This is a genomic window from Erythrobacter sp. K21-9 (genome assembly GCF_055808355.1).
This window is the reverse complement of sequence record NZ_CM147866.1, coordinates 2,333,314-2,356,599: the sequence shown is the minus strand read 5'-3', so window position 1 is coordinate 2,356,599 and position 23,286 is coordinate 2,333,314. Positions and strand designations below refer to the sequence as shown.

Here is a 23,286-nt window from a genome sequence, read left to right as displayed (position 1 = left end):
ACCGGCCCCAGTTACGCAGGGTTGCGTTTGGCTTAGCCGCCGTTTTGCATGCCTGCGGCCAAGGCATTCAGCTGCAGGAATTCCTGCCGCCAGTAATTGTCCTGGCTGCCTGCGAGCGCGCCTATGTCTTCATGGCCAAAGCCGTTCATCAGCTCGTCGCCGCGCAGCAGCTGGCCGAAGGCTGCGACCGAGGCAGCGAAAGCGAAATCGCCGGTCGGTGCCTTGGCGCGGCGCATCTGCTCATTGGTGACGACATAGTCGATCAGCCTCGACTTATCGCCATCGGGCAGCTTGTAGCGCAGCTTCACATGAGCGGCCTCGGCCATCTTTTTCGTTGCGGCGCTGGAGATCGGGTTTTCATAGCGGCGCGGCGGGATCCAGCCGCGGCGGCCCGTCGGTACGACTTCGTAGATCGCAGTGACCTGGTGGCCCGCACCGATATCGCCTGCATCGACCGCATCGTTATCGAAATCCTCTTCGCGCAGGATGCGGTTTTCATATCCGACGAGCCGGTATTGGCTGATCACGGCGGGGTTGAATTCGACCTGGATCTTCACATCCTTGGCGATGGTGAACAGGGTCGAGCTCATTTCGTCGCCGAGCACCTTTTTCGCCTCGAGCGCGCTGTCGATATAGGCGTAATTGCCGTTACCGTGATTGGCGATCTGCTCCATCATCGCTTCGTTGTAATTGCCCGTGCCAAAACCGAGCGTGGTGAGCGTGATGCCGCTGTCGCGCTTCTTTTCGATCATCTCGACCAGCGCATCGCGGTCCGACACGCCGACATTGAAATCGCCATCCGTGGCGAGGATCACGCGGTTCACGCCGCCTTCGATGAAGTTGTCGGCAGCGATGTTGTAGGCCAGCTTGAGGCCCGCCCCGCCTGCGGTCGATCCGCCTGCGGAAAGCTCATCGAGCGCGCGGCGGATTTTCGCGGTGTCATTGGTCGGCTCGAGCACGAGGCCTGCCGCGCCGGCATAAACGACGATTGACACGCGGTCCTGCGCGGAAAGTTCACCGGCGAGACCAGAAAGCGCGGTCTTGACCAAAGGCAGTTTGTCGGGGCTGTTCATCGATCCTGATACGTCCATCAGGAAAACGAGGTTGGCGGGCGGACGCTCATCCCTCGCAATATCGTAACCGCGCAGGCCGATCCGCATCAGATAGGATGTGTCGTTCCACGGCGTCCGGGCGACATCGGTGGTGACGGTGAAGGGCTGTGTCCGGTCGGTGGGCCGCTCGTAATCGTAGCGGAAATAATTGATCATTTCCTCGGTTCGCACGGCATCCTTTGGCGGGGTCATCCCTTGCGAGAGGAACCGGCGGGTGTTGGCATAGGCGCCGGTGTCGACATCGACGGAGAAGGTGGAGACCGGCTCGCTCATCACCAGTTTCACCGGTGAGACTTCCTCGCCGTCATACCGCTCGCGGCCCGGATCGGTCGCGGTCTGAACGGGAGCGATATAGGCGGCGCTGTCGTTTGCGTATCCGCTCATGCGAGACGCGGTGACGGTGATTGTCTCGGCCTGGGCGGCAGGTCGCGGCGGTGGAGGAGGCGGAGGGGGCGGCGCCTGGGCCACATCGCCCGAGGACTTGCCGGTGCTGGCGACCTCGCCATCGTACTGGGCGGCACACCCCGCGATCATCACGCCAAGAACGGCAACGCTAGCAAGCTGGAATTTACGCATTTCACACTCCCCACTTTACCCTGCGTAAAGCGTCGGATTCGGGCGGTGAATAGCGACTGAACGCCCTGTAAGGACGATGAAATGTTGGGGTCTCGAAGCTGCGGAAACGGCTCGATCAGGCGGTTTTTTCGGATGCCACTTCGGGATCGACGGGCACGACTTTCTTGCTGAACAGCACCCGGTCCTCCGGTCCGAAGCCGCGTTTCCAGATGATCGCAAGGTAGACCGCGAGAATTGCCGGGATACCGAAAATCAACTCCATCCATTCGGGCAGGAGCGTGAAGAGAAAGCCGACCGCCACGGCCGGACCGGTCGCCCACACGAGGCCCCAGCGCCAATTGCTCACCGGTGCTTTCAAGAGCGTCCTGAGCACCAGCGCCTTTACCAGGCTGGAGACGAGCAGCGCGATGAACAGCGCAAGCGCCGCGCCTGCCGCCTTGAACCCTTCACTCAGCCCCAGGTTCTCGGCCAGCAGGATGAAGCCTACGGTGAGCACGCCTTGCAGGGTGATTACCCCGACTGAGATCGCGAGATTGCGCTTGCGGGCGATGTAGACGAGCACGCTTTCGGACACGACGGCCATCGAGGCGACGACCTCGGCAGCGAGCAGGATCGCTAGCGCACCGGTACCGCCGACGATGGCAGGTCCGCCAAGGCCCATGACCGCCTCGCCCGGGATCGCCAGCGCCAGCGCAATGCCGAGTTGCAGGGCGATGATCCAGAAGCCGACCTGCCGGACCTGGTTGGCGATGGCGTCGTAATTGCCGCTCTTGAGGTTCTTGGTGATGACCGGCGAGAGGATCGGCTCGAAACTGGTCTTGAGCTTTTGCGGGACGCTGACGACTTCCTTGGCAAAGAAGTAGATGCCGACCGCCCCGGCCGATGCCGACTGGCCGAGCAGGAACACGTCGAGCAGGCGCGTGCCGCGCTCGATCACGTCTGCTCCGATCAGCGGCAACGCGCGCGCGGTCATCTTGCCGAGATAGCGCGGACGCGGGCGCCAGCTTTTCGGCAGGCCGTAAGTCCGCAGGAACGACCACAGCGCGACCGACAGCGCAGCATAGATCGAGGTGACATAGGCAAGCGCGAGACCGCCCTGGCTGATCATCGGGATGAAGAAGAACGCGCCAACAGCGATGGATTTCGTCCACGGTTCGACAATCGCCCGCGCGCGCACCGTGGTGGCGATGTCATAGCGGTACGCTTGCGCGGCGAGCAGGATCTCCGTCAGCGCGAAGGCAGGAATGGCCGCGATCATCCAGATGTCGAACTCGCTGTTCGTGCCGCTCGGGAAGATGATGACCGGGAAGACCAGCAGCAGCGCGCACGCAGCGAGCGAAAACAAGAGCGAGGTCAGCATCCCGTCGAACACGAGATTGGCGGGCGGGCCTTCGCGGTCCTCCGCTCCCTCGGTCAGGCGCTGGGCCAGCCCGCGCTTTTCGCCCAGTGCACAGATCAGCGCGAATATCTCGATGATGACGAAGGCGGCGGCGAAGCGGCCCATTTCCTCGACGCCGTAAAGCCGGTAGCCGATGAACAGGAACGGGATCCCGCCGAGCGCGCGGATGATGAAGCCCATCGTATTGGTGCGCCCGCCCTTGGCGAGCGTCGCCATGTCATCGCCGCCCTTGGCGGGCTCGGGCTGCGCTACGGTTTCGCTCATTCGCCGCGTTCCGCCTTCAGCGGGCGAGCAAGCAGCCCGGCAACCACTTCGCGGGGGTTTTCTCCGGTAAGGATGGCAGCGACCGAGGCGACAATCGGCATGGCGATATCGCGCTCCTGCGCCAGTTCGGCGAGCACCGGTGCGGTATGCGCGCCTTCGGCGACGGTGCGGCGGTCGGCCATCAGTTCGGCGGCGCTTCGGCCTTCGCCCAATGCCTTGCCAAGCGAGAAATTGCGGCTCGATGTAGAAGAGCAGGTGAGTACGAGGTCGCCAAGGCCGCACAGGCCGCTCAGCGTTTCGGCGCGCGCACCCATCGCCTCGCCAAAGCGGAGCATTTCGGCATAGCCGCGCGCAATCAGCGCGGCGCGGGCGTTCTGGCCCAGCTCCAGCCCGTCGACGAGGCCGCAGGCGATGGCGAGGACGTTCTTGATCGCCCCGCCTATCTCCGCGCCGGTCACATCGTCAGTGTAATACGGGCGGAAGGTAGGCCGTGCGATGGCAGGTGAAAGTCGCTCCCACTGCTCGTGTCCGCCCTCGCAGGCGAGGGTGATGGCGGTGGGCAGTCCGGCGGCGACTTCATGCGCGAAAGTCGGACCGGAGAGCACGGCGATGGCGCTGTCCGGGCACACAGCGCGGGCGACGTCGTTCATCAGACGCTTGGTTCCCGCTTCGATCCCCTTGGAGCAAAGCACCAGGTCGCGCGGGCTTGCCGGAAGCTGCGCGAGGACATTGCCAACGACCTGCGCCGGAGTAACGCACAAGACGGTATCGAGTGTGCCAAGCTGCGCTAAGTCGCCCGTCGCACGAATGCTTGCGGACAGCTCGGCGCTCGGCAGGTAGTCGGGATTGCGTTGTGCAGAGTTGATCGCCTCGACCACCTCAGGCTCATATGCCCAGATGATGACATCGCGCCCATCGCTGGAAAGCATTTGCGCCAAAGCCGTGCCCCATGCGCCTGCGCCGATCACGCCGATGGTTTCTAGGTCGCTCATGCCTTCACCCCCGCACCGCGCACGCTTTCAGCTTCCGGATCTAGCGGCCAGCGCGGGCGAGCCTTGAAATCGAGCGGCGCGCTTGTCCCCAGGGGCAAACGCTCGCATCCCGCCCACGCAATCATCGCGGCATTGTCTGTGCACAGCGCCAGCGGCGGCGCGACAAAGCGCATCGAAAGGCTCGCGGCGAGATTTTCGAGCGCCGCGCGAACGGTATGGTTGGCCGCCACACCGCCAGCGACGACGAGTGCGGGCATCTTCTCGATCTTGGCGAGCGCATGCTCGAGCCGGTCGATCAGGCAATCGACCGCCGCCTGCTGGAAACTTGCGGCGATATCGGCCGGTTCGTGCTCGCCGCTCTGGGCCGCTCGCAGCACCGCGCTTTTCAGCCCGGCAAAGGAGAAATGCGGCTCCTTGCTGCCTTTCAGCGGACGGGGCAGGGGGACCGCAATCGGATCGCCTGCGCGCGCAAGCTGTTCGACCGCAGGCCCGCCGGGATAGCCGAGGCCCAATATCTTCGCAGTCTTGTCGAATGCTTCGCCGAGCGCATCGTCGATCGTGGTGGCAAGGCGGCGATATTCGCCAACGCCCTCGACGCTCAGGATCTGGCAATGCCCGCCGGAGACGAGCAGGAGCAGGTAGGGAAACTCGAGCGCGTCATCTGCCAGTCGCGGCGACAGAGCGCGCCCTTCAAGGTGGTTGATCGCCAGCAACGGTTTGTCCGCCGCCATCGCCAGCGCCTTTGCGCTGACAAGGCCGACCATTACTCCGCCGATCAGACCCGGCCCGGCGGTCGCGGCAATCGCATCGACATCGGCCAGTTCCAGCCCTGCATCCTCCATCACGCCTGCAAGCATCGGGGCGAGCCGTTCCGCATGGGCACGCGCGGCGATTTCGGGGACAACACCGCCATAGGGCGCGTGCTCTTTTTCCTGCGATGCTATTCGCTGCGCAAGGATCGTGCGGTCGCCCGTCACCAGCGCCACGGCGGTTTCATCGCAGCTCGATTCAATACCGAGGACAATTTTCGCAGTCGATCCCATCGCGCTTCCACTTAATCACTGTGCGGGCTAGGGCAAGCATACCGATGAATAGTAATGCACAATCAGGGGGCGAGACGATGCGGCCCAAGATCCGCTTAGGGACGCGCAATTCGCCGCTGGCGATGGCGCAGGCGGTTGAAACGAAGGCGCGGCTGTGCGCTGCGCATGGCTGGGCGGAGGACGAGGTCGAACTGGTCCCGGTGCTCGCCAGCGGGGACAAGGTGCTCGACCGGCCGCTGGCCGAAATCGGCGGCAAGGCGCTGTGGACCAAGGAGCTCGATGCGTGGCTTGGCGAAGGGCGGATCGACGCCTCGGTCCATTCGGCCAAGGATGTCGAGACGATCCGTCCGGGCGAATTTCATTTTGCAGCTTTCCTGCCGCGCGCCGACCGCCGCGATGCGCTGGTCGGGGCGGACAGCATTGCCGCGATCCCGCGGGGCGCTGTGGTGGGCACGAGCGCGCCGCGCCGCGCCTCACAGCTGCTCAACCTGCGGCCCGATTGCAAGGTGGTCACGTTCAGAGGCAATGTCGCGACCCGGCTCGGCAAGCTTGAGGCGGGCGAGGCCGATGTGACTTTCCTCGCAGCGGCGGGCCTTGAGCGGCTCGGCCAGTCCAAGGTCGGCAATCCGCTGGAGACCGGCGACTGGATACCCGCTGCGGCGCAGGGCGTGATCGCGCTAGAATGCCTCGCAAGCAATGCCGAGGCGACCGCTGCACTTGCCGCGATCGACCACACGCAGACCCGCGCCGAACTCGAAGCGGAACGCGCGCTGCTCGCCGCGCTTGGCGGGACGTGCCACAGCCCGGTGGCTGTCTTGTGCGAAGGCGAACACGAAGGCGGCGGCGCGTCGCTGACCATGCGCGCGGCCCTGTTCAGTCCTGATGGCAGCGAGCGGGTCGAGGGCACAGCTGACCTGACCGCAGGCGATCATTCGCCGGTCAGCGCTCTGGCCGCTGACCTTCTAGGCCGCGCCTCTCCCGCCATCACGCAGCATTTTTCCGGCAATTCGTGACGCGCATCATCGCCATCCGGCCCGAGCCGGGGCTTTCCTCCACGCTCGCGGCGGGACGCGAACTTGGCCTGCCGATTGTCGGCGCGCCGCTGTTCGAAGTCCGTGCCTTGCCCTGGGATGCGCCCGATCCCGGCGCCGTGGACGCGCTGCTGATCGGGAGCGCCAACGCGGTCCTGCACGGCGGCGAGAATTTGGAGGCGCTGCAAGGCAAGCCTGTTCATGCTGTCGGGGCCGCAACCGCGAAAGCCGCTGAACATGCTGGCTTTACAATCGCTTCGCTGGGATCGGGCGGTTTGCAGAATGTGCTCGACGAATTGCCGCCGCCGACTCGCCTGCTGCGCATTGCAGGGGCGGAGCACGTGCCGCTCACCGCGCCTAAAGGCGTGCAAATTGAAACGATTATCGCTTATGAAAGCGCCCCGATGACGCTCGATCCGGCATTGCTGGGCAATGCCGGTGAACGGCGGATCATCCTGCTCCACTCGGCAGCTGCGGCGACTCATTTTACGAGCGAATGCAAGCGGTTGGGAGTCGATCCTCGCACACTGGAAATCGCCGCGCTCGGGCCGCGCATTGCTTCAGCCGCGGGCAAGAATTGGAGCGCTATCCACGTTTCAGAGCGCCCCAGCGATGCGGCGCTGCTGGCAATGGTGAAGGCATTGTGTCAGTAAAGGGAACGGGACACGTGCGCCGGGTGGGGCGCGTCATGGGTCAAAGACTGGGAAGTGATGGAATCGAAATACGGTAGCCGGCGAAAGCCATCCTCCGGGAAGGGGATGTGGCTGGCTGGCATTGCATCTTTCGTCGCGGGCGGCCTGCTGGTCGGCTATGTCGTGTGGTATAATGCGACCGAGCAGCGCGAGCTCGGCGACGCCGCAGACAGCGATCCCGTTCTGGTGGCTGAGAGCCCCACGGCATCGCCCAGCCCGCTCCTCTCGCCGACACCAACCCCGCTGTCCGAGCCAATCGAACCCGAGAACGCCGAAGAAGCGGTCGAGGCCGTGTCCGGACTTGCCGAACAGCAGGGCGGGCTCGATCAGCGCCTCGCCGCCGCCGAACAGCGGCTTGCGCGGCTCGACCTTCAGGCTCAGGCTGCTGCGGGCAATGCCGCCCGCGCTGAAGGTCTGCTGATCGCCTTTGCCACCCGCCGGGCGGTCGAACGCGGTGCGGAGCTTGGCTATCTCGCCGACCAGCTGCGACTGCGGTTCGGCGATGAACGGCCCAATGCGGTCAACACCATCATCAATTTCTCGCGCATCGATCCGCCGATCCGGCTCGATACGTTGCTGGCGCGGCTGGAAGGGCTCGCGCCGGAGCTGGCCGAAAGCGAGGAGGGTCCGTCATGGGCGTCCTTGCAGCGTGAGCTTAGCCAGCTGTTCGTGATCCGCCGCGAAAGCACTCCGTCCCCGCAGCCTGCAAGACGGCTCGAGCGGGCACGTTTTGCGCTGGAACAGGGCCGCTACCAGAACGCGATCGACGAGATCCGCAACATGCCTGGCGCGGACAAGGCCGAGGGCTGGATCGCCGATGCCGAAAGGTTTCGCGATGCGATGGCTGCGCTTGAAAACATCGAGACAGCCGCCGTGCTCGATCAGGGCGGGCTGCGCGACGGGACCGGGAGCCTGATCAACCAGCCAAGCCCCGTGGGAAGCTCCGGCGGCGAATAGGCCGCGTCACGCTTTGAGCAATTCGGGCAAATCGCCCGACACACCGCGCGCCTCGTCCATGAAGAACGTCTTCAACGCCCCGCTGCGCTGAACGCCTGCCATGCCGAGCCGCCGCACCGCGCTTGCAGTCTTGCCCGGAACTCCGAACAGGCGCGTCAGGCCGTCGGTGGCGAGCGCGACCATGAAGCTGTCGAGCCCGCGCCAGTTCTCATAGCGTTTGAGCAATTGCGCGTCGCCCGGATCGAGCCCGATGCGCGCCCCGTCAGCCAGCACCTCGACCAGAGCCGCCGCATCGCGCAGGCCGAGATTGAGCCCCTGTCCTGCAATGGGGTGAATGCCATGCGCCGCATCGCCGATCAGCGCGAGCCGTTCGCCCGTGATCTTGGCCGTGTGGTGGAAGCCAAGCGGCCATGACGAGCGCGCCCCGACGCTGGTGACCTCGCCCAGCACGTCGCCCATGCGTTTCTGCACTTCGGCAAGGAATGCGCGGTCGCCCAGCTTGGTAACGGCTTTCCCGTCCTCGTCCGAGACGGTCCAGACCAGGGAGGAGCGGTGCGTGCCATCGGCATCGTCGTTCATCGGCAAGAGCGCGAAGGGTCCGGCGGGGTAAAAGATCTCCCACGCGACATTGTCGTGCGGTACCGGGAATGGGTGAGCCCGGCGATGATCGCGCGGTGTTTGTAATCCCATTTGGCGATTGTGATGCCCGCGCCGTCGCGGGTAGGCGATCCGCGCCCTTCGGCGCCCACCATCAGGCGACCCTTGAGCTTTACCGGCTCATCGCCATCGCGCGCGATAACCGCCGCTGTACCAAACTCGCTGCGCTGGCGCTCTATCACCTCGGCCTTGGACACCCAGTTGATGAGCGGCTCGTCCGCTGCAGCCTCGAACAAAGCGAGGCGCAGGCGGCGGTTGGGGAACATGCGCCCCAGCGTGCCTTCGTGCGGTTCTGGCTGGAAATCGAGGCGCCCGGGCAGGTTCTGGTCGGTCACGGCAATACGGGCAATGTCGCAGGCGAATTCCTCCAGCCCCTGCGCGATGCCGATATTGCGGAACAGGTGCCAGCTGGCGGTCGAGATCGCCGTCGCGCGGTCATCGAAGCCCTCGGCAGTCAGGTCCGCCGGGTCGGCGCGGTCGATCACGTGGCTGGACATGCCCTGCCGCGCCGCCGCCAGCGCCAGTGTCATGCCGACAAGTCCTCCTCCGAGGATGAGGAGATCGCGAGTGTCGTTCATCGTGCTTGCATCCGTATGGCCACGCCAATTGCGAAGATTGATCCAAGTGCCTAGAGGGTTCGCCGTGTTCGAGGCAAGAATGTTCCCACTCGCGGTGCGCACTTTCGCTGCACGCTGTATTGCGTGCGCTGCAATGCTGCTGCTTGCCGTGCCTCTGTCTGTGCCGGCGTCCGCACAGGATATTCCGGTCGAGGCGCGCTACGGCGATGACAATATCTCGGTCCAGCTGGTCGCCGACGGCATGCCGGTCGCGGGGGAGGAATGGATACTCGCGCTGCGCTTTACCCCCAGCGCGCCCGAATGGCACGGATACTGGTCCAATCCGGGTGATGCCGGGCAGGGCATGATGCTGAAGCTCGACCTGCCCGATGGGTGGGAGATGGGCGAGGCGCTGTATCCGGTGCCCGACCGCCTGCTGATCAGCGGGCTGATGAACCACATTTACGAAGGCGTCTACGCGGTGCTGGTACCCGTGCAGGTGCCCGCTGATGCCGAGGTGGACGGCCTGCCCGATGTGAGCGGCTTCGTGGAATATCTCGCCTGCACGGACCGTGTGTGCGTGCCGCAGGACGCGATGCTGCGCGCGGGACAAGGCGGCGATTTCGCGCGCTGGCGAGCGGAGATCGCGCCGCTGCTGGATGCGCCCGGGACGTTTGACATAACCGGTGGCCGCCTGCGCATCGCCGTGCCGCTACCGCAAGCGGTGGACCTGTCCGAGCCGCACGTCTTTGTCGCGAACGAGCGGCTGGTCGACTACGCCGCGGTCCAGACCTTCATGCGAGAGGGCGATATGCTCGTCGCCGAAATCCCGCTCGATGAATTCGGCACCGGAGAGGCGAGCGCGCTCGAAGGCATTCTCGCATTCGGCGACGGTGCAGGAGTGCGGTTCGAGGCTGCTCCCGGCGATGTGCCCGAGCTCAGCATCAAGATCGCCGGACCCATCGGCGCGGACACTCCGCCGCTTTGGACGCTGATTCTCGGCGCGCTGGTCGGCGGGCTGATCCTCAATATTATGCCGTGCGTGTTCCCGATCCTGAGCCTGAAAGCGCTCTCACTGGCGCGCGCTGGCGAGAGCGAAGCGCAGGCACGATCAGAGGGGCTGGCCTACACCGCAGGCGTGGTGCTGGCCTGTATTGGCCTCGGCGCGCTGATGCTGGCATTGCGCGCGGCGGGCGAGCAGGTCGGCTGGGCGTTCCAGTTGCAGGAGCCGAGTGTCGTGATAGTCCTGCTCGTGCTCGCGACGATTATAACGGTGAATTTCGCAGGACTGTTCGAACTGCCATCGCTGCCGATCACGCGGGCTGGCAAGCCCGGCGGCGCGTTTGCGACGGGGCTGCTTGCCGCTTTTGTCGCGACGCCGTGCACCGGTCCGTTCATGGCGGCTGCCTTGGGAGCGGCGCTGCTGCTGCCCACCGGTCTTGCGCTGCTGCTGTTCGCTATGCTGGGGCTAGGGCTGGCCTTGCCGTTTCTCCTGATCGGCTTCGTGCCCGCGCTTCGCAGCAAGTTGCCCAGGCCGGGACCGTGGATGGAGACGTTTCGCCGGATCATGGCAATCCCGATGGGGCTGACTGCGCTCGTGCTGGTGTGGCTGACCGTGCAGCTCGGCGGGCGCGGATTTGGACTGTTTGCACTGGTGATGCTGTTCGGCGTCGTGCTCGCGCTGGCGATAGTCGGACGTCTGCAAAAGGCGGGCAAGATGGCGTGGCCAGCCTTTGGCCTCGTCGCCGCTCCGTTCCTGATCTTCGGAGCATTCGCGCTCCCGTCAAGCTATAGCGCGCCCGGATCGCAGCCTTCAGAATCGATCCACCAGCCGGTCGCCTTCAGCAACGAAGCGCTCGCCGGGGCCCGCGCTTCGGGCAAGCCGGTGTTCCTGTGGTTCACCGCCGATTGGTGCGTCACCTGCAAGGTCAATGAAAGCGTCGCAATCGAGCGCGAGGCCGTGCGCGAGGCATTCGAAGATGCGGGCATTATCACGATGGTTGGCGACTGGACCGTGCGCGACGAGGAAATCACCATGTTCCTGACCGAGCAGGGCGCAGCGGGCGTGCCGCTCTACCTGTGGTACGACCCTGCCGCAGAGGCCGAGCAATTGCCGCAGGTGCTCACCCCGGACTTGCTGATCCAGCGGGCGAATTCGAGCGACACCGGTCAAGCAGCTGCCCCGGAAGCGCGCTCGAATTGATCCTGACGATACCCGCGCCCGGCACGGTCACGGTCATCTGACGCGGCCCGGCAAGCGGCTCCCACGCCGTGTCGGAGGCGGAAAGCTCGCCCTGCCACACGCTGCGACCGCCAATCTCGGTCGCATCGACCGCGATCCGCCCGATTGCGCCATTGCCGATCAGCGCAAGCAGCGCGCCCGCGCCCTCATCGGCGGCGGCAAGCCGGGTGATCCGCAGCGCATTGGAAAGGCCATCGCGCTGAGCGCATTGCAGCGCCACAAGAGCGGGCTCTCCGGGAATACCGTAAATGATGCGCCCGTCCTCCGATGAGCGAGCCCACACCGCACCTTCGGTATCGGGCGACGGTAAGGGTTTGGAGGCAAAAGCAGTCTCCGCCTCCGGCCTCTCCCGGTCCAGCCGCGCATCGGTCGGCGGCGGTTTGCGCGCGGCGAGAGCGAGGAGCGTAAGAACAACGAATTTCCTCACGGCTTCCCGCCCATCTTCTTGTATCGTGTCTTGCCATAGCGCGTCTTGCGTGTGCCCGGTCTGCCGGCGTCGGAGCGTCCGACCTTGGGCGCTTTCTTCTCGCTGTCAGGCAGGCCAAGCTCGTCGTTTTCAAGCCGACGGATTTCGTCGCGCAGGCGTCCGGCTTCTTCGAATTCGAGGTTCGCTGCGGCGTCGCGCATCCGTTTTTCGAGGTCTTCGATATAGGCGCGCAGGTTGTGGCCGACGAGGTTGTTGACCTCCTCGTCGCCGATGTCGACGGTCACGCCGTCCTTCGAAGCTGTGTCCGCGACGATGTCGGCAATGTCGCGCTTGATCGTCGTCGGCGTGATGCCGTGTTCTTCGTTGTATGCCTTCTGCTTTTCGCGGCGGCGGTCGGTCTCGGCCATCGCGCGCTCCATGCTGCCGGTGATCCGGTCGGCGTAGAGGATGACCTTGCCATCGACGTTGCGGGCCGCGCGTCCGATGGTCTGGACCAGCGAGGTTTCGGAGCGCAGGAAGCCTTCCTTGTCCGCATCGAGGATCGCCACAAGCCCGCATTCGGGAATGTCGAGGCCCTCGCGCAGGAGGTTGATCCCGATCAGCACATCGTAAACGCCCATGCGCAGGTCGCGGATCAGCTCGATACGTTCGAGCGTCTCGACATCGGAGTGCATGTAGCGGACTTTCACGCCCGCTTCGTGCATGAATTCGGTGAGGTCTTCCGCCATCCGTTTGGTCAGCGTGGTGACAAGCGTGCGGTAGCCTTTCTTGGCGGTGGCGAGGCATTCCTGGATGCAGTCCTGCACCTGATCCTCCACCGGGCGAATTTCTACGGGCGGGTCGATCAGGCCGGTGGGGCGGATGACCTGCTCGGCAAACACGCCGCCGGTTTGTTCCATCTCCCAGTTTCCGGGCGTCGCGCTGACGGCAAAGGTTTGCGGGCGCATCGCATCCCATTCGTTGAACCGCAGCGGGCGGTTGTCGATGCACGAAGGCAGGCGGAAACCGTATTCGGCGAGCGTGATCTTGCGCCGGTGGTCGCCTTTCGACATTGCACCGATCTGCGGCACGGTCTGGTGGCTTTCATCGACGAACAGCAGAGCGTTTTCGGGCAGGTATTCGAACAGGGTGGGCGGCGGTTCACCCGGCAGGCGTCCTGTCAGGAAGCGCGAATAATTCTCGATCCCCGCGCAAGAGCCGGTTGCCGCGATCATTTCAAGATCGAAGTTGGTCCGCTGTTCCAGCCGCTGGTGTTCGAGCAGTTTGCCCTCGGCCTCCAGCTCCTTCAGCCGCTCTTCCAGCTCGAACTTGATGGCGGCGGTGGCCTGCTTCATGGTCGGGCCGGGCGTTACATAGTGCGAGTTCGCATACACCCGCACCGTTTCCAGCGAGGCGCCTTTCTTGCCGGTCAGCGGATCGAATTCGCTGATTTCCTCGATCTCGTCGCCGAAGAAGCTGATGCGCCACGCCATGTCTTCATAGTGTGATGGGAAGATTTCCAGATTGTCCCCGCGCACCCGGAAATTGCCGCGCGCAAAGGCGGCGTCATTGCGTTTGTATTGCAGCGCCACCAGCTTGCGGATGAGCTCGCGCTGGTCGACGGTCTGGTCCTTCTTGATGTCGAAGATCATCGCCGAATAGGTCTCGACCGATCCGATACCGTAAAGGCACGAAACAGAGGCGACGATGATCACGTCATCGCGTTCGAGCAGCGCGCGCGTGGCCGAGTGGCGCATCCGGTCGATGGCCTCGTTTACGGAAGATTCCTTCTCGATATAGGTATCGGAGCGCGGGACGTACGCTTCGGGCTGGTAGTAATCGTAGTAGGATACGAAATACTCGACCGCATTCTTCGGGAAGAAGCTCTTAAACTCACCATAAAGCTGCGCGGCGAGGATCTTGTTGGGCGCAAGGACGAGGGCAGGGCGCTGCAATTCCTCGATCACCTTCGCCATCGTGAAGGTCTTGCCAGATCCGGTTACGCCGAGCAGCGTCTGCGTCTGTTCGCCATCGCGCACTCCCGCGACCAGCTCCTTGATCGCGGTGGGCTGGTCGCCCGACGGTTTGTAATCGGAGACAAGCTCGAACCTCTTGCCCGGCATCGATTTTTCCGGGCGGTCGGGGCGGTGCGGGGTAAAATCGCCGGTCGTATCGGGTTCTTCGAGCCCGCGGCGGATAACGAGTTCTGACATGGCGGTGATATGGGGCCGCACGCGCCGTTTCGCAATTGCGCGCCTGCGCTAATTGCGAAGCTCCATTGCGAGGCTTGCCGTGTGCGGGTAGCGTTGCGTTCAATTATTGGTCGCAGTTGGTCTTTCATTCCGCGGAGATTTTCGATGAAGCACGTATTTACCCCCGCGCTTGCGGCGCTTGCCCTTGCCGGTTGCGGGAGCCCTGGCGGCGATGCCGATACCGATGGCGATGGCACGGTCAGCAGCGATGAAGTGCGCGCGGCGGCTGCGGCGGCTGGCGACACGATCAAGCCGCTGCCGGGCAAGTACAAGGCGTCGATGACCTTCGTGAGTGCCGACATCCCCGGCGCGCCTCCGCAGATGCAGGAAATGATGGGCTCTGCGATGACCAACAATTACGAATTCTGCCTGACGCCGGAGATGGCCGACAAGGGTTTTGGCGAGGCGCTTCAGGAAGGGCAGGATGACAGCTGCACGATCAGCCGGCTCGATATCAGCGGCACCGATGTCGACATGGCAATGACGTGCAGCGAAGCGGGCTCGGGCGAAATGAATATCGCGATGACCGGCGAGGTATCCCCGACCAAGTCGAAGCTCAATGTCGTTTCGCAGGGCATGATGGGCGACCTGGGCGATGCCCGCGTCGAGATGAACCTCGTGCAGGAGCGCATCGGAGAATGCGACGGCTGAAGGTCCGGTTACCGGGGACGCGCAGGGCCGCTCGGAACCGCTTTCTTCACTGCTCATTCACAGCAGTGAGGTAGGATTGGAAAACCATGCAAACCCGCGCGCCATTTCCCGATTTTTCGAAATTGCCCAAGCTCCCCTTGGGCGACAGTGAGCTTGCGCGCCGGATCGAACTCGCACGAGAGCCTGATCCCGAACCGGTATCGCGCCCGACGCTGTGGCGCATGGCAGCCGAATTGCAGCATATCGCCGAGCCACTGCGCCGCCCGTTTCGCAGCATCGACGTGGAGCCGTGCGATAATCCGCAAACGGTCCTGATCCTGCCCGGCTTTGCCACTAGCGCGTCCAAGATGCGCTACATGGCGAAACAGATCGAGCGCGCCGGCCACAAGACCAAGCGCTGGAAACTGGGCTGGAACTGGGGCCCGAGCAGCACCACGCTCGACCGGCTGGTCGAACGGCTCGACGAGGTGTGCGAGCGCTATGACCGCGATGTTGTGCTGCTGGGGTGGAGCCTTGGCGGGATGTATGCGCGCGAGCTTGCCAAACGGCGGCCCGACTGTGTCAGCAAGGTCATTACGATGGGCACGCCGTTCTCCGGCTCTCCGCGCGCCAACAATGTCTGGCGGCTCTATCAGTTCGTGACCGGTCACCGCGTGGACAAGCCGCCGATCGAAGCGGATGTCGCGGCCAAGCCTCCGGTCGAAACCGTTGCGCTCTGGAGCCCCAATGACGGCGCCATCGCCCCGCGCAGCGCTGCGGGGTATCCGGGCGAACGCGACCGCGCGATTGCTCTGCGGTGCACGCATATGGGTTTTTCCTACTCGCCCGAGGCAATTCAGGCGGTTTTGTCGGAACTTCGACGCTGCTGATCCTTTAGGTTCCTGAGCTTTCTTTTTGCGCCGGAGCAGGTACGCTGCTTCCCACCGCATCAACCGGACCGGGGGATCGATGGCCGCGCCATCCGATAAGTTTGACGAAATGTTCGATGCAGGCGGAGAAACGCGCGCTGCCTATACCGGTTATTGCGACTGGTACGATGAACAGGAAACCGCGTGGATGCGCCAGAAAAGCGCGGATTGCGATGACAGTTTCCGCCGCACCGGCATCACTTTCAACGTCTATGGCGAGGATGAGGCGGAGGAACGCCTGATCCCGTTCGACATGGTCCCGCGCATCATTACCGCTGGCGAGTGGCGCAGGTTAACCCGCGGGATCGAACAGCGGGTTCGGGCGCTCAACAGCTTCCTTTACGACCTTTATCACCGGCAGGAGATCATCCGAGCAGGCCGCGTGCCCGAACGGCTGTTCCGCCAGAACGAAGCGTGGCTGCCCAACATGGTCGGTTTCACACCGCCGGGCGGCATCTACACCCATATCGTCGGGATCGACCTCGTGCGGACCGGCCCCGATGAATGGTTCGTGCTGGAAGACAATGCGCGCACGCCGTCCGGTGTCTCCTACATGCTGGAGAACCGCGAGACGATGATGAGCATGTTCCCCGACCTGTTCAGCCAGGTCCAGGTCGAAAGTGTTTCCAATTATCCGCGCCGCCTCGCCCGGTCACTCGCCGCGAGCGCGCCGCCTGCCTTCAAGGAAAGCGGGCGCAAGAAACCGACCGTCGCGGTGCTGACGCCGGGCATCTACAACTCGGCCTATTTCGAGCACGCATTCCTCGCCGACCAGATGGGCGCGGAACTTGTCGAGGGCAGCGATTTGCGGGTGGTGAACGGCCTCGTGCAGATGCGCACGACCAGCGGGTACAAGCCGCTCGATGTGCTCTATCGCCGGGTCGACGACGAATTCCTCGATCCGCTCAGCTTCAATCCGGACAGTATGCTCGGCGTGCCCGGTATCATGGATGTGTACCGTTCAGGCGGGATCACCATCGCCAACGCGCCCGGCACAGGGATTTGCGATGACAAGGCGATCTATTCCTTCATGCCCGAAATCGTCGAGTTTTATACCGGCGAGAAACCGCTGCTGCCGAATGTCGAGACGTGGCGCTGCGCCGATCCGGACAGCCTTGCTCACGTGCTCGACAATCTGGAAGAGCTGGTGGTCAAGGAAGTGCACGGTTCGGGCGGTTACGGAATGCTGATCGGCCCAACCGCGACCAAGAAGGAACTCAAGGAATTTCGCGCCAAGCTGGAGGATAATCCGGAAAACTACATCGCGCAGCCGACGCTGTCGCTTTCGACCTGCCCGATCTTTACCAAGAAGGGCCTTGCCCCGCGCCATGTCGATCTGCGCCCGTTCGTGCTCGTTTCGCCCGACGGCATCGACATCACGCCGGGCGGGCTGACCCGCGTGGCGCTGAAAGAAGGCTCGCTGGTCGTCAATTCGAGCCAGGGGGGCGGCACCAAGGACACCTGGGTGCTGAAAGACTGATGTTAGGACGCACAGCAAACGGATTGTTCTGGATGTTCCGCTATCTCGAGCGGGCCGAGAACACGGCGCGCCTGATCGATGCAGGCCTTCGCATGTCGCTGACCAAAGGCATCGAGTCCGCCGAAGAGGAATGGCGCTCGGTCATCTCCACGACCGGACAGAAGGCCAATTACGAGGCCTTGCACGATAGCTATGATGGCATGACGGCATGGAATTTCGTGCTGCGCGAAAAGTCGAACCCGGCGAACGTCCATAAGATGTTCGAAGAGGTGCGCACCAATGCACGGCTCGCGCGGACCACGATTTCGAGCGATGTCTGGGAAGCAGTCAACGAAAGCTGGATGACGCTCGACAAGCAATTGTCGCGACCGGTCAGCCGGGGTGCGATCGGCGATGTGGTGGGGACTATCCGCCGCGCCGGGATGCGCGTGCACGGCGCCCTTGATGGGTCGATGCTGCGGTCGGAGGCGTATCACTTCGCCCGTGCCGGCACGTTCGTGGAGCGGGCCGACAGCACGGCGCGCATCCTCGACATGAAATATTACCTGCTGTTGCCCTCGCTTTCCTATGTCGGGTCAAGCCTCGATTCGGGCCAGTGGGACCAGGTGCTGCGCTCTGTCGCGGGCGCGCAGTCCTATAGCTGGCTGAATGCAGGCCAGATCGACGCGCGCGGCATCGTCGAGTTTCTTGTGCTCGACGAACGTTTCCCGCGCAGCCTCACTTTTTGCCGCAGCGCTCTGCGCGATCACCTCGCGGCGCTTGCCCGGCTGCATGGCCAGGAAAGCAGCAGCAACGAACTGATGCGCGCCGCCGACATGCATATCAACGACATCACTGTCGACGAGATACTCGAGCAGGGCCTGCACGAAGCGCTCATCCAGTACATGGCGCACAACGCCGCAATCGCGCAGGCGATCGCCGAAGATTATCGGTTCCAGTCATGAAACTATCGATCCGTCACACCACGACCTACCAGTTCGGGGAGCCGGTCGTTCACGCGCTCCAGCGGCTCAGGCTGACTCCGAAGGAGACGCAGGGACAGCGGATCATCGACTGGAAGATGACCTACGAAAACGCTCATCCCGAGCTTGAATATGACGACCAGCATTTCAACACCGTGACGCTCGTCTCGGTCGAACCGGGCGTGAGCGAAGTGACCGTCACGTGCAGCGGCACTGTCGAGACAGAGGATGAAGGCGGCATCATCGGGCGGCATTCGGGCCATCTGCCGCTGTGGAGTTTCCTCGGCCAGACCCGGCTCACGAAACCGGGGCCGAAGGTCAAGGCGCTGATCCGCGATCTCGGTGAGCCGGTGGATGGTCAGAAGCTCGACTACCTGCACGCGCTTTCCGCCCGGATCCGCGAACAGATCACGTACCAGACTGGCACGACGCAGGTGTCCACCACGGCGGAGGAATCGGTCGGATCGGGGCAGGGCGTCTGTCAGGATCATGCGCATATCTTCATCGGGGCTGCGCGCGCGGCGGATATCCCGGCGCGCTATGTCAGCGGCTATCTGATGATGAACGACCGGATCGATCAGGAAGCCTCCCATGCATGGGCCGAAGCGCATGTCGACGGGCTGGGCTGGGTCGGGTTCGATATCTCGAACGGGATCAGCCCCGATCCGCGCTATGTCCGCGTCGCGACGGGCCGCGATTACCGTGATGCAGCCCCGATCACCGGCATCAGCTTTGGATCGAGCGAAGACCGTCTGACGGTCGACATCTCGGTCGAACAGCAGCAAGACCAGCAACAATAACGAATTCGGCCTCGCTGCGAGTGTGAATTCCGCAGGCGAGGCTTGTCTTATGGAGAGAAGCAAATGACTTATTGTGTCGGCATGATCCTCGACAAGGGACTTGTCCTGATGAGCGATACCCGCACCAATTCGGGCGTCGACAACATCTCGGTATTTCGCAAGATGTTCCACTGGCAGGTACCGGGCGAGCGGATGATCGCGGTCATGACCGCGGGCAATCTCGCCACAACCCAGGCGGTCGTCAGTAAGCTTGAGGAACGTACCAAGGAACCGGACGAGCGCGAGACGACGCTGCTGAACGGTCCGACCATGTTCAGCGTGGTGAGCGAAATCGGCAAGTTGCTGCGCGCAACCATCGAGGAACGTCAGAAGGCCAATGGCGACCGCGGGAAGGGGCGCTTCACCGCCTCGATCATCGTCGCGGGGCAGATCGACGGCATGGAGCCACGCCTGTTCATGATCTACCCCGAGGGCAATTTTATCGAGGCAAGCTGGGACACGCCATTCTTCCAGATTGGCGAGACCAAGTATGGGCGCCCGATCATCATTCGCGGGTATGACCGCGACATGAGTTTCGAGGACGCCGTCAAACTGGTGATGGTATCGTTCGATCTCGACGCTCAAGGCGAATCTGTCAGTGGGCCTTCCGCTCGACCTGCTGGTGATCGGCAAGGACGAGTTTGCGCCCACGCATCAGCACCGCGTAACGGCTGAAGATCCGTACTTCTCGACCATCTCCTCCAGCTGGGGCGACGCGCTGAAATCAGCGTTTCACTCGCTGCCGAATTACAGCTTTGATGCGAATTCGGAGTAAGTAAACGGTTGATCTGGCTAGAACTTGCCCTGCCCTGACTAACTTTTAGCTTCATATCGGAGAGAATTTTTACCCGGTTTCAGGGGGTTCCTTTTGCGCCCCCTTTGCAATTGGTCCGAAATGGCTCATGTCCGGCGTGAATGAGCGAAGGATACGTGGTTTCACGATCCGCATGTCACGCAAAGCCTCTCTCCATTTCATCGATCCCTCGTCCCGGCACCGCGCCGAGCTGTCGAGGGTCGGGTTCTCGCTTGGCCATCACGCGGAGGTGTACGGAGATCTCTCCGAGCTTGCCGTCCACCCGCCGCGCGAAGGGATTATCATCGCCCGCGATACACCGGAAGAAGGCGGCGTCTCGATGATCCTCGAACGCCTCAGCCGGCTTGGTATCTGGCTGCCTCTCATTGCGGTCGATGACCAGCCCCGCCCGGGCCGCATCGTCGAAGCGATCAAGGCAGGCGCGCTCGATTATCTGTCGCTGCCGCTGGATGCTGACCGGGTCGCTCGCTGCCTTTCGCGGGTCGAGAAGGAGGCCGAAGTGTTCGGCACCGCGCGCCGCCGCATGATCGAAGCGCGTGACCGGATCTCGAACCTTTCTGCCAGAGAGCGCGAAGTGCTCGACTGGCTCACCGAGGGAAGCAGCAACAAGGTGATAGCGCGCGAACTCGACATCAGCCCGCGCACGGTCGAAATTCACCGCGCCAACATGATGAACAAGCTGGGTGCGAGTCATGCCGCAGAGGCGGTGCGCCTTAAGCTTGAAGCCAATCTGGAGCCGCGGATCCGCGCCTGAACTGGCTTCACTGACGGGTCCGGAATGGTCGCTAACCTGGTGCCCACCCTAACGCCTCTGGCACTCCCACGTGCCGGAGGCGGCTTTTTTCGGCCTGCTACGCTTTATCGGTTTCGAGGACAGGCGACGTCAGCGGCAAAACCTCGCGCCGGTCCCCTCAAGATGAAAATGATCTTCGTGCGCGCGGTTGTAATCGGGGCCGAGTACGGTGCCGAACCGCTTGCAGGCGCTCTGGTGCACGGCACGCAGGAACCGCCGTTCAGCCGAAGTGCCGCCGTCCCAATCTGCAGTCAGGGTGATGCGGCGACCGTCCTCGAGCACGAAGCCCGAGACGTCGATGGCTCCCGCAGTCGCATGGGCAGAGCGGCGCTCTGACCCGGAGATGTTGCGGCAGGAATAGCTGCCCATCGTCTCGATCCGGGCGAGCGGACTGCCGAGAATCTGCCGCGCCGCGCGGTCGATTCCGAACCGCGCCCATGCGCTGAACGTGGCGGCGGTGCGGCACTGCACAGGTCCGATATTGCTGATGCCGAATCGTGATCGGTCCCCGGCCAGCGCGGACAGCTGGACCGTGCCAAGCTTGTTGCAGCCTGGCGCCGCGTAGGTGTCGGGCAAAGCCGAGAAACGCGCTCCCGCCGCATTGAGGTCGGCAATACAGTCTGTCTGTCCGGCACGAGGCGTGAAGGTCTGCGGCACGGAAGAGACCCGCGATTGAGCGGGCATATCGGCAGTGCTCCTGTGCGAGCCGCCTTGCGGTACGAGGCTGCCGCATGCTCCCAGCGTCAAGGCACCCGCGAGCAAGGCCAGGGGACGCATAAAAGGCAAGCTGTTGATGGCAACGCGCATCATGGCTGCAGACTATCGGCGGATCATGATTAACGAAAGCCTAAGGTCGCGGGGCGCAGCCGCATTCAGGGAAGCTCTTCAGCCACCTGTTCCCACAGCTCGATCTTCACGCCGTTGGGATCGAGGATCCAGGCAAATTTGCCGTACCCTTCATCAGCTGAACCGAGCAGTTTGACCCCCTTCGCTTTCAGCGCCTTGCAAAATCCGTCGAGATCGTGGACGCGCAAATTGATCATGAAGCCGCCTTTTCCCGGCTTGATATACTCGTCGTCCTCGAAATGGCTGATGAGCGAATAGGGGTTCGGTTTCGGCTCTTCAGACCACGCGAGCTGCGGCCCGTACTCGCCATCTATGCCAAGAGTGTCGCGATACCATGCGCGGGTCGCTTCGGGATCGGCAGCGACGTAGAACACGCCGCCAAGCCCTGTGACCCTTGGTCCGGTTGTCTCGTTCATGCGCTCTCTCCTCCTCATCCAACGCCGCTTAACATGGAGCAAAACCGGCGCACAGAACAGGCCGCAGGCCTGCAAGGGCGCTCGCCCGCAGCAATGCGGCTGAAAGCCGCGTGAGAGAGGATGTCGAACCGCAGACGCGGCGCGCAATCAAAAACGCGTGGTGAACTGGATCACGCCGTCGGGCAGAGCGCCGAGTATGGCGATCTCGATCACCTTGTCGAAACCGGTAAGCACCATTGTGCCGACCACCAGCAGCGCGGCGCCGAACAGCGGCTTGCCGTATCTGGCAAGCGCCTGCATCGATTTGCGCCGTTCGCCCAGCGCCTTGCGCGAGCCATAGGCGAAGGCGAGCACGGAAGTCGCGACGCCCAGACCGAAGATCAGGAATATGAGGAAGCTGCTGGTTAGGTTCTCGCCCTGGCTCGCAGCGGCTATAGCTACGCCGAGCGTCGGGCCGACGCAGGGTGCCCAGACAATGCCGAGCAGCAGGCCGATGGCGTACTGGCCGCCGGCCCCGTTTCCGCTGAGCCGCGCAAGGCGCTGATTGCCGAAATTCGCGATCGGAGCGGCGGCGGCGGTCAGCGCCGCCTGTGCTTGCGGGACGAGCAGGACAAATCCCGCTGCCGCGAGCATCGCTCCTGCAAACAAGCGCACCGCTTGCTCATTGATGCCGAGCGAATAGCCGAACGCGATCACGGTAAATCCGAACAGCGTAAAGCTCGTCACCAACCCGCCAGCCAGCGCGAGCGGGCCGAACCGGCTCTTGCCAAGCGCCGATGCGACAAGGATCGGCACCAGCGGCAGGACGCATGGGTTGAGGATCGTCACCAATCCGGCGGCGAAAGACAGAAATCCGCTTGCGAGCATCGTGTGGCAGCCTGAGGTCGCAGGTCAGGCGCTCAGAGCGCGCCGAGCACCGTTTGGCGCAGGCGGCTGCGGTCGGTCTCCGCGATCGAGCGCAACATCTCGGCCTCACCATCGAAGACCAGCACCGTGGACTGGCGCGGGATGCGGTGCTGGCGCAGGAATGCCTTTTCTTCGTCGAAATCGACCTTCACGAACAGGACGTCGCCGCTCTGTTTCTCGCTGCGGAGTTCGTCGAGGATCGGGGCCTGCGCACGGCAGGTGGGGCACCAATCGGCGTAGACATCGACCACAATCGTCTTGCCCTTGCCCTGCGCCATCACGAATTCGGCTTCGTCGTAGACCTGCCAGCCATCGGTATTGGCGCGGGCGGAAAGCTGCATCGCGCCGACGACTGCGGCGGCGATTACGGCGATGAGGATGAACAGGCGGGTCATGCGAATGGGCTCCAGAATCGGGATGTGCCGGCAAAGCGCCGGTGCGTTCAGGAGGATGTTCGCGGGAAATACGCCGGTGGTTACAGGCGCACCGCC

Annotated in this window: 20 protein-coding genes and 2 pseudogenes; 11 read left to right on the top strand and 11 right to left on the bottom strand. The window is 63.5% G+C overall.

What is annotated here, in order from left to right; all coding sequences use genetic code 11:
• Positions 1-32 precede the first annotated feature (32 nt).
• The 4 genes from AC0L39_RS12075 to tsaD form a co-directional block, all read right to left on the bottom strand.
• On the bottom strand, positions 33-1,688 hold the full coding sequence (locus tag AC0L39_RS12075; RefSeq protein WP_473258197.1) for a vWA domain-containing protein: 1,656 nt from the start codon (positions 1,686-1,688) through the stop codon (positions 33-35).
• Positions 1,689-1,803: 115 nt separating this feature from the next.
• Positions 1,804-3,351, bottom strand: a complete 1,548-nt coding sequence (locus tag AC0L39_RS12070) for a lipopolysaccharide biosynthesis protein (RefSeq protein ID WP_473258196.1) — start codon at positions 3,349-3,351, stop codon at positions 1,804-1,806.
• Positions 3,348-4,343, bottom strand: coding sequence for an NAD(P)H-dependent glycerol-3-phosphate dehydrogenase (locus AC0L39_RS12065; protein WP_473258194.1), 996 nt, complete (start codon positions 4,341-4,343; stop codon positions 3,348-3,350). Before AC0L39_RS12065 ends, AC0L39_RS12070 begins: the two co-directional genes overlap by 4 nt.
• Positions 4,340-5,386: a tRNA (adenosine(37)-N6)-threonylcarbamoyltransferase complex transferase subunit TsaD gene (gene tsaD / locus AC0L39_RS12060; RefSeq protein WP_473258192.1), complete on the bottom strand. Its 1,047-nt coding sequence runs from the start codon at positions 5,384-5,386 to the stop codon at positions 4,340-4,342. The genes AC0L39_RS12065 and tsaD overlap by 4 nt, the downstream gene beginning before the upstream one ends.
• Before the next feature lie 122 nt (positions 5,387-5,508).
• Here tsaD and hemC point away from each other — a divergent pair, with 122 nt between their 5' ends.
• From hemC to AC0L39_RS12045, 3 genes are read left to right on the top strand one after another with little or no spacing between them, the layout of a single operon-like run.
• Positions 5,509-6,399, top strand: coding sequence for a hydroxymethylbilane synthase (gene hemC, locus AC0L39_RS12055; protein WP_473262369.1), 891 nt, complete (start codon positions 5,509-5,511; stop codon positions 6,397-6,399).
• Positions 6,396-7,070 carry a uroporphyrinogen-III synthase gene (locus AC0L39_RS12050; RefSeq protein WP_473258190.1) on the top strand — a complete coding sequence of 225 codons (675 nt, stop codon included), beginning with the start codon at positions 6,396-6,398 and terminating at the stop codon, positions 7,068-7,070. The genes hemC and AC0L39_RS12050 overlap by 4 nt, the downstream gene beginning before the upstream one ends.
• 57 nt (positions 7,071-7,127) lie before the next feature.
• Positions 7,128-8,066 carry a hypothetical protein gene (locus AC0L39_RS12045; protein ID WP_473262367.1) on the top strand — a complete coding sequence of 313 codons (939 nt, stop codon included), beginning with the start codon at positions 7,128-7,130 and terminating at the stop codon, positions 8,064-8,066.
• 6 nt (positions 8,067-8,072) lie between these two features.
• Here AC0L39_RS12045 and AC0L39_RS12040 read toward each other — a convergent pair.
• A pseudogene (locus AC0L39_RS12040) lies at positions 8,073-9,301 on the bottom strand (FAD-dependent monooxygenase).
• A gap of 79 nt (positions 9,302-9,380) precedes the next feature.
• Here AC0L39_RS12040 and AC0L39_RS12035 point away from each other — a divergent pair.
• Positions 9,381-11,483: a protein-disulfide reductase DsbD family protein gene (locus tag AC0L39_RS12035; RefSeq protein WP_473258187.1), complete on the top strand. Its 2,103-nt coding sequence runs from the start codon at positions 9,381-9,383 to the stop codon at positions 11,481-11,483.
• Here AC0L39_RS12035 and AC0L39_RS12030 read toward each other — a convergent pair.
• Positions 11,404-11,949 (bottom strand): hypothetical protein, encoded by a 546-nt coding sequence (locus AC0L39_RS12030; protein WP_473258184.1) that lies wholly within the window; start codon positions 11,947-11,949, stop codon positions 11,404-11,406. The genes AC0L39_RS12035 and AC0L39_RS12030 overlap by 80 nt on opposite strands.
• Positions 11,946-14,141 (bottom strand): excinuclease ABC subunit UvrB, encoded by a 2,196-nt coding sequence (uvrB, locus tag AC0L39_RS12025; protein ID WP_473262365.1) that lies wholly within the window; start codon positions 14,139-14,141, stop codon positions 11,946-11,948. The genes AC0L39_RS12030 and uvrB overlap by 4 nt, the downstream gene beginning before the upstream one ends.
• Before the next feature lie 144 nt (positions 14,142-14,285).
• On the opposite strand from uvrB, the gene AC0L39_RS12020 reads away from it, so the two are divergent.
• The 7 genes and pseudogenes from AC0L39_RS12020 to AC0L39_RS11990 all read left to right on the top strand — a co-directional run bounded on the left by AC0L39_RS12020 (position 14,286) and on the right by AC0L39_RS11990 (position 20,588).
• Positions 14,286-14,831, top strand: a complete 546-nt coding sequence (locus tag AC0L39_RS12020) for a DUF3617 domain-containing protein (RefSeq protein WP_473258181.1) — start codon at positions 14,286-14,288, stop codon at positions 14,829-14,831.
• Between the two features lie 86 nt (positions 14,832-14,917).
• A complete protein-coding gene (locus AC0L39_RS12015; protein WP_473258178.1) occupies positions 14,918-15,700 on the top strand; it encodes an esterase/lipase family protein in 783 nt (260 codons plus the stop codon).
• A gap of 79 nt (positions 15,701-15,779) precedes the next feature.
• A complete protein-coding gene (locus AC0L39_RS12010; protein ID WP_473258176.1) occupies positions 15,780-17,219 on the top strand; it encodes a circularly permuted type 2 ATP-grasp protein in 1,440 nt (479 codons plus the stop codon).
• Positions 17,219-18,163, top strand: a complete 945-nt coding sequence (locus AC0L39_RS12005; RefSeq protein ID WP_473258174.1) for an alpha-E domain-containing protein — start codon at positions 17,219-17,221, stop codon at positions 18,161-18,163. The genes AC0L39_RS12010 and AC0L39_RS12005 overlap by 1 nt, the downstream gene beginning before the upstream one ends.
• Positions 18,160-18,981 carry a transglutaminase family protein gene (locus tag AC0L39_RS12000; RefSeq protein WP_473258172.1) on the top strand — a complete coding sequence of 274 codons (822 nt, stop codon included), beginning with the start codon at positions 18,160-18,162 and terminating at the stop codon, positions 18,979-18,981. The genes AC0L39_RS12005 and AC0L39_RS12000 overlap by 4 nt, the downstream gene beginning before the upstream one ends.
• A gap of 63 nt (positions 18,982-19,044) precedes the next feature.
• A pseudogene (locus tag AC0L39_RS11995) lies at positions 19,045-19,795 on the top strand (proteasome-type protease).
• A 172-nt stretch (positions 19,796-19,967) separates the two neighbouring features.
• Complete coding sequence (locus AC0L39_RS11990) at positions 19,968-20,588, top strand: response regulator transcription factor (RefSeq protein WP_473258170.1); 621 nt, start codon at positions 19,968-19,970, stop codon at positions 20,586-20,588.
• Between the two features lie 129 nt (positions 20,589-20,717).
• On the opposite strand, the gene AC0L39_RS11985 is transcribed toward AC0L39_RS11990, so the two are convergent.
• From AC0L39_RS11985 to AC0L39_RS11970, 4 genes are all read right to left on the bottom strand, one after another.
• Positions 20,718-21,311 carry an extensin family protein gene (locus AC0L39_RS11985; protein ID WP_473258168.1) on the bottom strand — a complete coding sequence of 198 codons (594 nt, stop codon included), beginning with the start codon at positions 21,309-21,311 and terminating at the stop codon, positions 20,718-20,720.
• 188 nt (positions 21,312-21,499) lie between these two features.
• Positions 21,500-21,889 (bottom strand): VOC family protein, encoded by a 390-nt coding sequence (locus AC0L39_RS11980; protein ID WP_473258166.1) that lies wholly within the window; start codon positions 21,887-21,889, stop codon positions 21,500-21,502.
• 147 nt (positions 21,890-22,036) lie between these two features.
• Positions 22,037-22,756, bottom strand: coding sequence for a cytochrome c biogenesis CcdA family protein (locus AC0L39_RS11975; RefSeq protein ID WP_473258164.1), 720 nt, complete (start codon positions 22,754-22,756; stop codon positions 22,037-22,039).
• 32 nt (positions 22,757-22,788) lie between these two features.
• Positions 22,789-23,190, bottom strand: a complete 402-nt coding sequence (locus tag AC0L39_RS11970; protein ID WP_473258162.1) for a thioredoxin family protein — start codon at positions 23,188-23,190, stop codon at positions 22,789-22,791.
• Between the last annotated feature and the right edge of the window lie 96 nt (positions 23,191-23,286).

Bases quoted from the DNA above. Each gene is read 5' to 3' on its own strand.
- AC0L39_RS12075 (WP_473258197.1), bottom strand. From the start codon at position 1,688: ATGCGTAAATTCCAGCTTGCTAGCGTTGCCGTTCTTGGCGTGATGATC.
- AC0L39_RS12070 (WP_473258196.1), bottom strand. From the start codon at position 3,351: ATGAGCGAAACCGTAGCGCAGCCCGAGCCCGCCAAGGGCGGCGATGAC.
- AC0L39_RS12065 (WP_473258194.1), bottom strand. From the start codon at position 4,343: ATGAGCGACCTAGAAACCATCGGCGTGATCGGCGCAGGCGCATGGGGC.
- tsaD (WP_473258192.1), bottom strand. From the start codon at position 5,386: ATGGGATCGACTGCGAAAATTGTCCTCGGTATTGAATCGAGCTGCGAT.
- hemC (WP_473262369.1), top strand. From the start codon at position 5,509: ATGGCGCAGGCGGTTGAAACGAAGGCGCGGCTGTGCGCTGCGCATGGC.
- AC0L39_RS12045 (WP_473262367.1), top strand. From the start codon at position 7,128: ATGGAATCGAAATACGGTAGCCGGCGAAAGCCATCCTCCGGGAAGGGG.
- AC0L39_RS12035 (WP_473258187.1), top strand. From the start codon at position 9,381: ATGTTCCCACTCGCGGTGCGCACTTTCGCTGCACGCTGTATTGCGTGC.
- uvrB (WP_473262365.1), bottom strand. From the start codon at position 14,141: ATGTCAGAACTCGTTATCCGCCGCGGGCTCGAAGAACCCGATACGACC.
- AC0L39_RS12020 (WP_473258181.1), top strand. From the start codon at position 14,286: ATGAAGCACGTATTTACCCCCGCGCTTGCGGCGCTTGCCCTTGCCGGT.
- AC0L39_RS12015 (WP_473258178.1), top strand. From the start codon at position 14,918: ATGCAAACCCGCGCGCCATTTCCCGATTTTTCGAAATTGCCCAAGCTC.
- AC0L39_RS12010 (WP_473258176.1), top strand. From the start codon at position 15,780: ATGGCCGCGCCATCCGATAAGTTTGACGAAATGTTCGATGCAGGCGGA.
- AC0L39_RS12005 (WP_473258174.1), top strand. From the start codon at position 17,219: ATGTTAGGACGCACAGCAAACGGATTGTTCTGGATGTTCCGCTATCTC.
- AC0L39_RS12000 (WP_473258172.1), top strand. From the start codon at position 18,160: ATGAAACTATCGATCCGTCACACCACGACCTACCAGTTCGGGGAGCCG.
- AC0L39_RS11990 (WP_473258170.1), top strand. From the start codon at position 19,968: ATGTCACGCAAAGCCTCTCTCCATTTCATCGATCCCTCGTCCCGGCAC.
- AC0L39_RS11985 (WP_473258168.1), bottom strand. From the start codon at position 21,311: ATGCCCGCTCAATCGCGGGTCTCTTCCGTGCCGCAGACCTTCACGCCT.
- AC0L39_RS11980 (WP_473258166.1), bottom strand. From the start codon at position 21,889: ATGAACGAGACAACCGGACCAAGGGTCACAGGGCTTGGCGGCGTGTTC.
- AC0L39_RS11975 (WP_473258164.1), bottom strand. From the start codon at position 22,756: ATGCTCGCAAGCGGATTTCTGTCTTTCGCCGCCGGATTGGTGACGATC.
- AC0L39_RS11970 (WP_473258162.1), bottom strand. From the start codon at position 23,190: ATGACCCGCCTGTTCATCCTCATCGCCGTAATCGCCGCCGCAGTCGTC.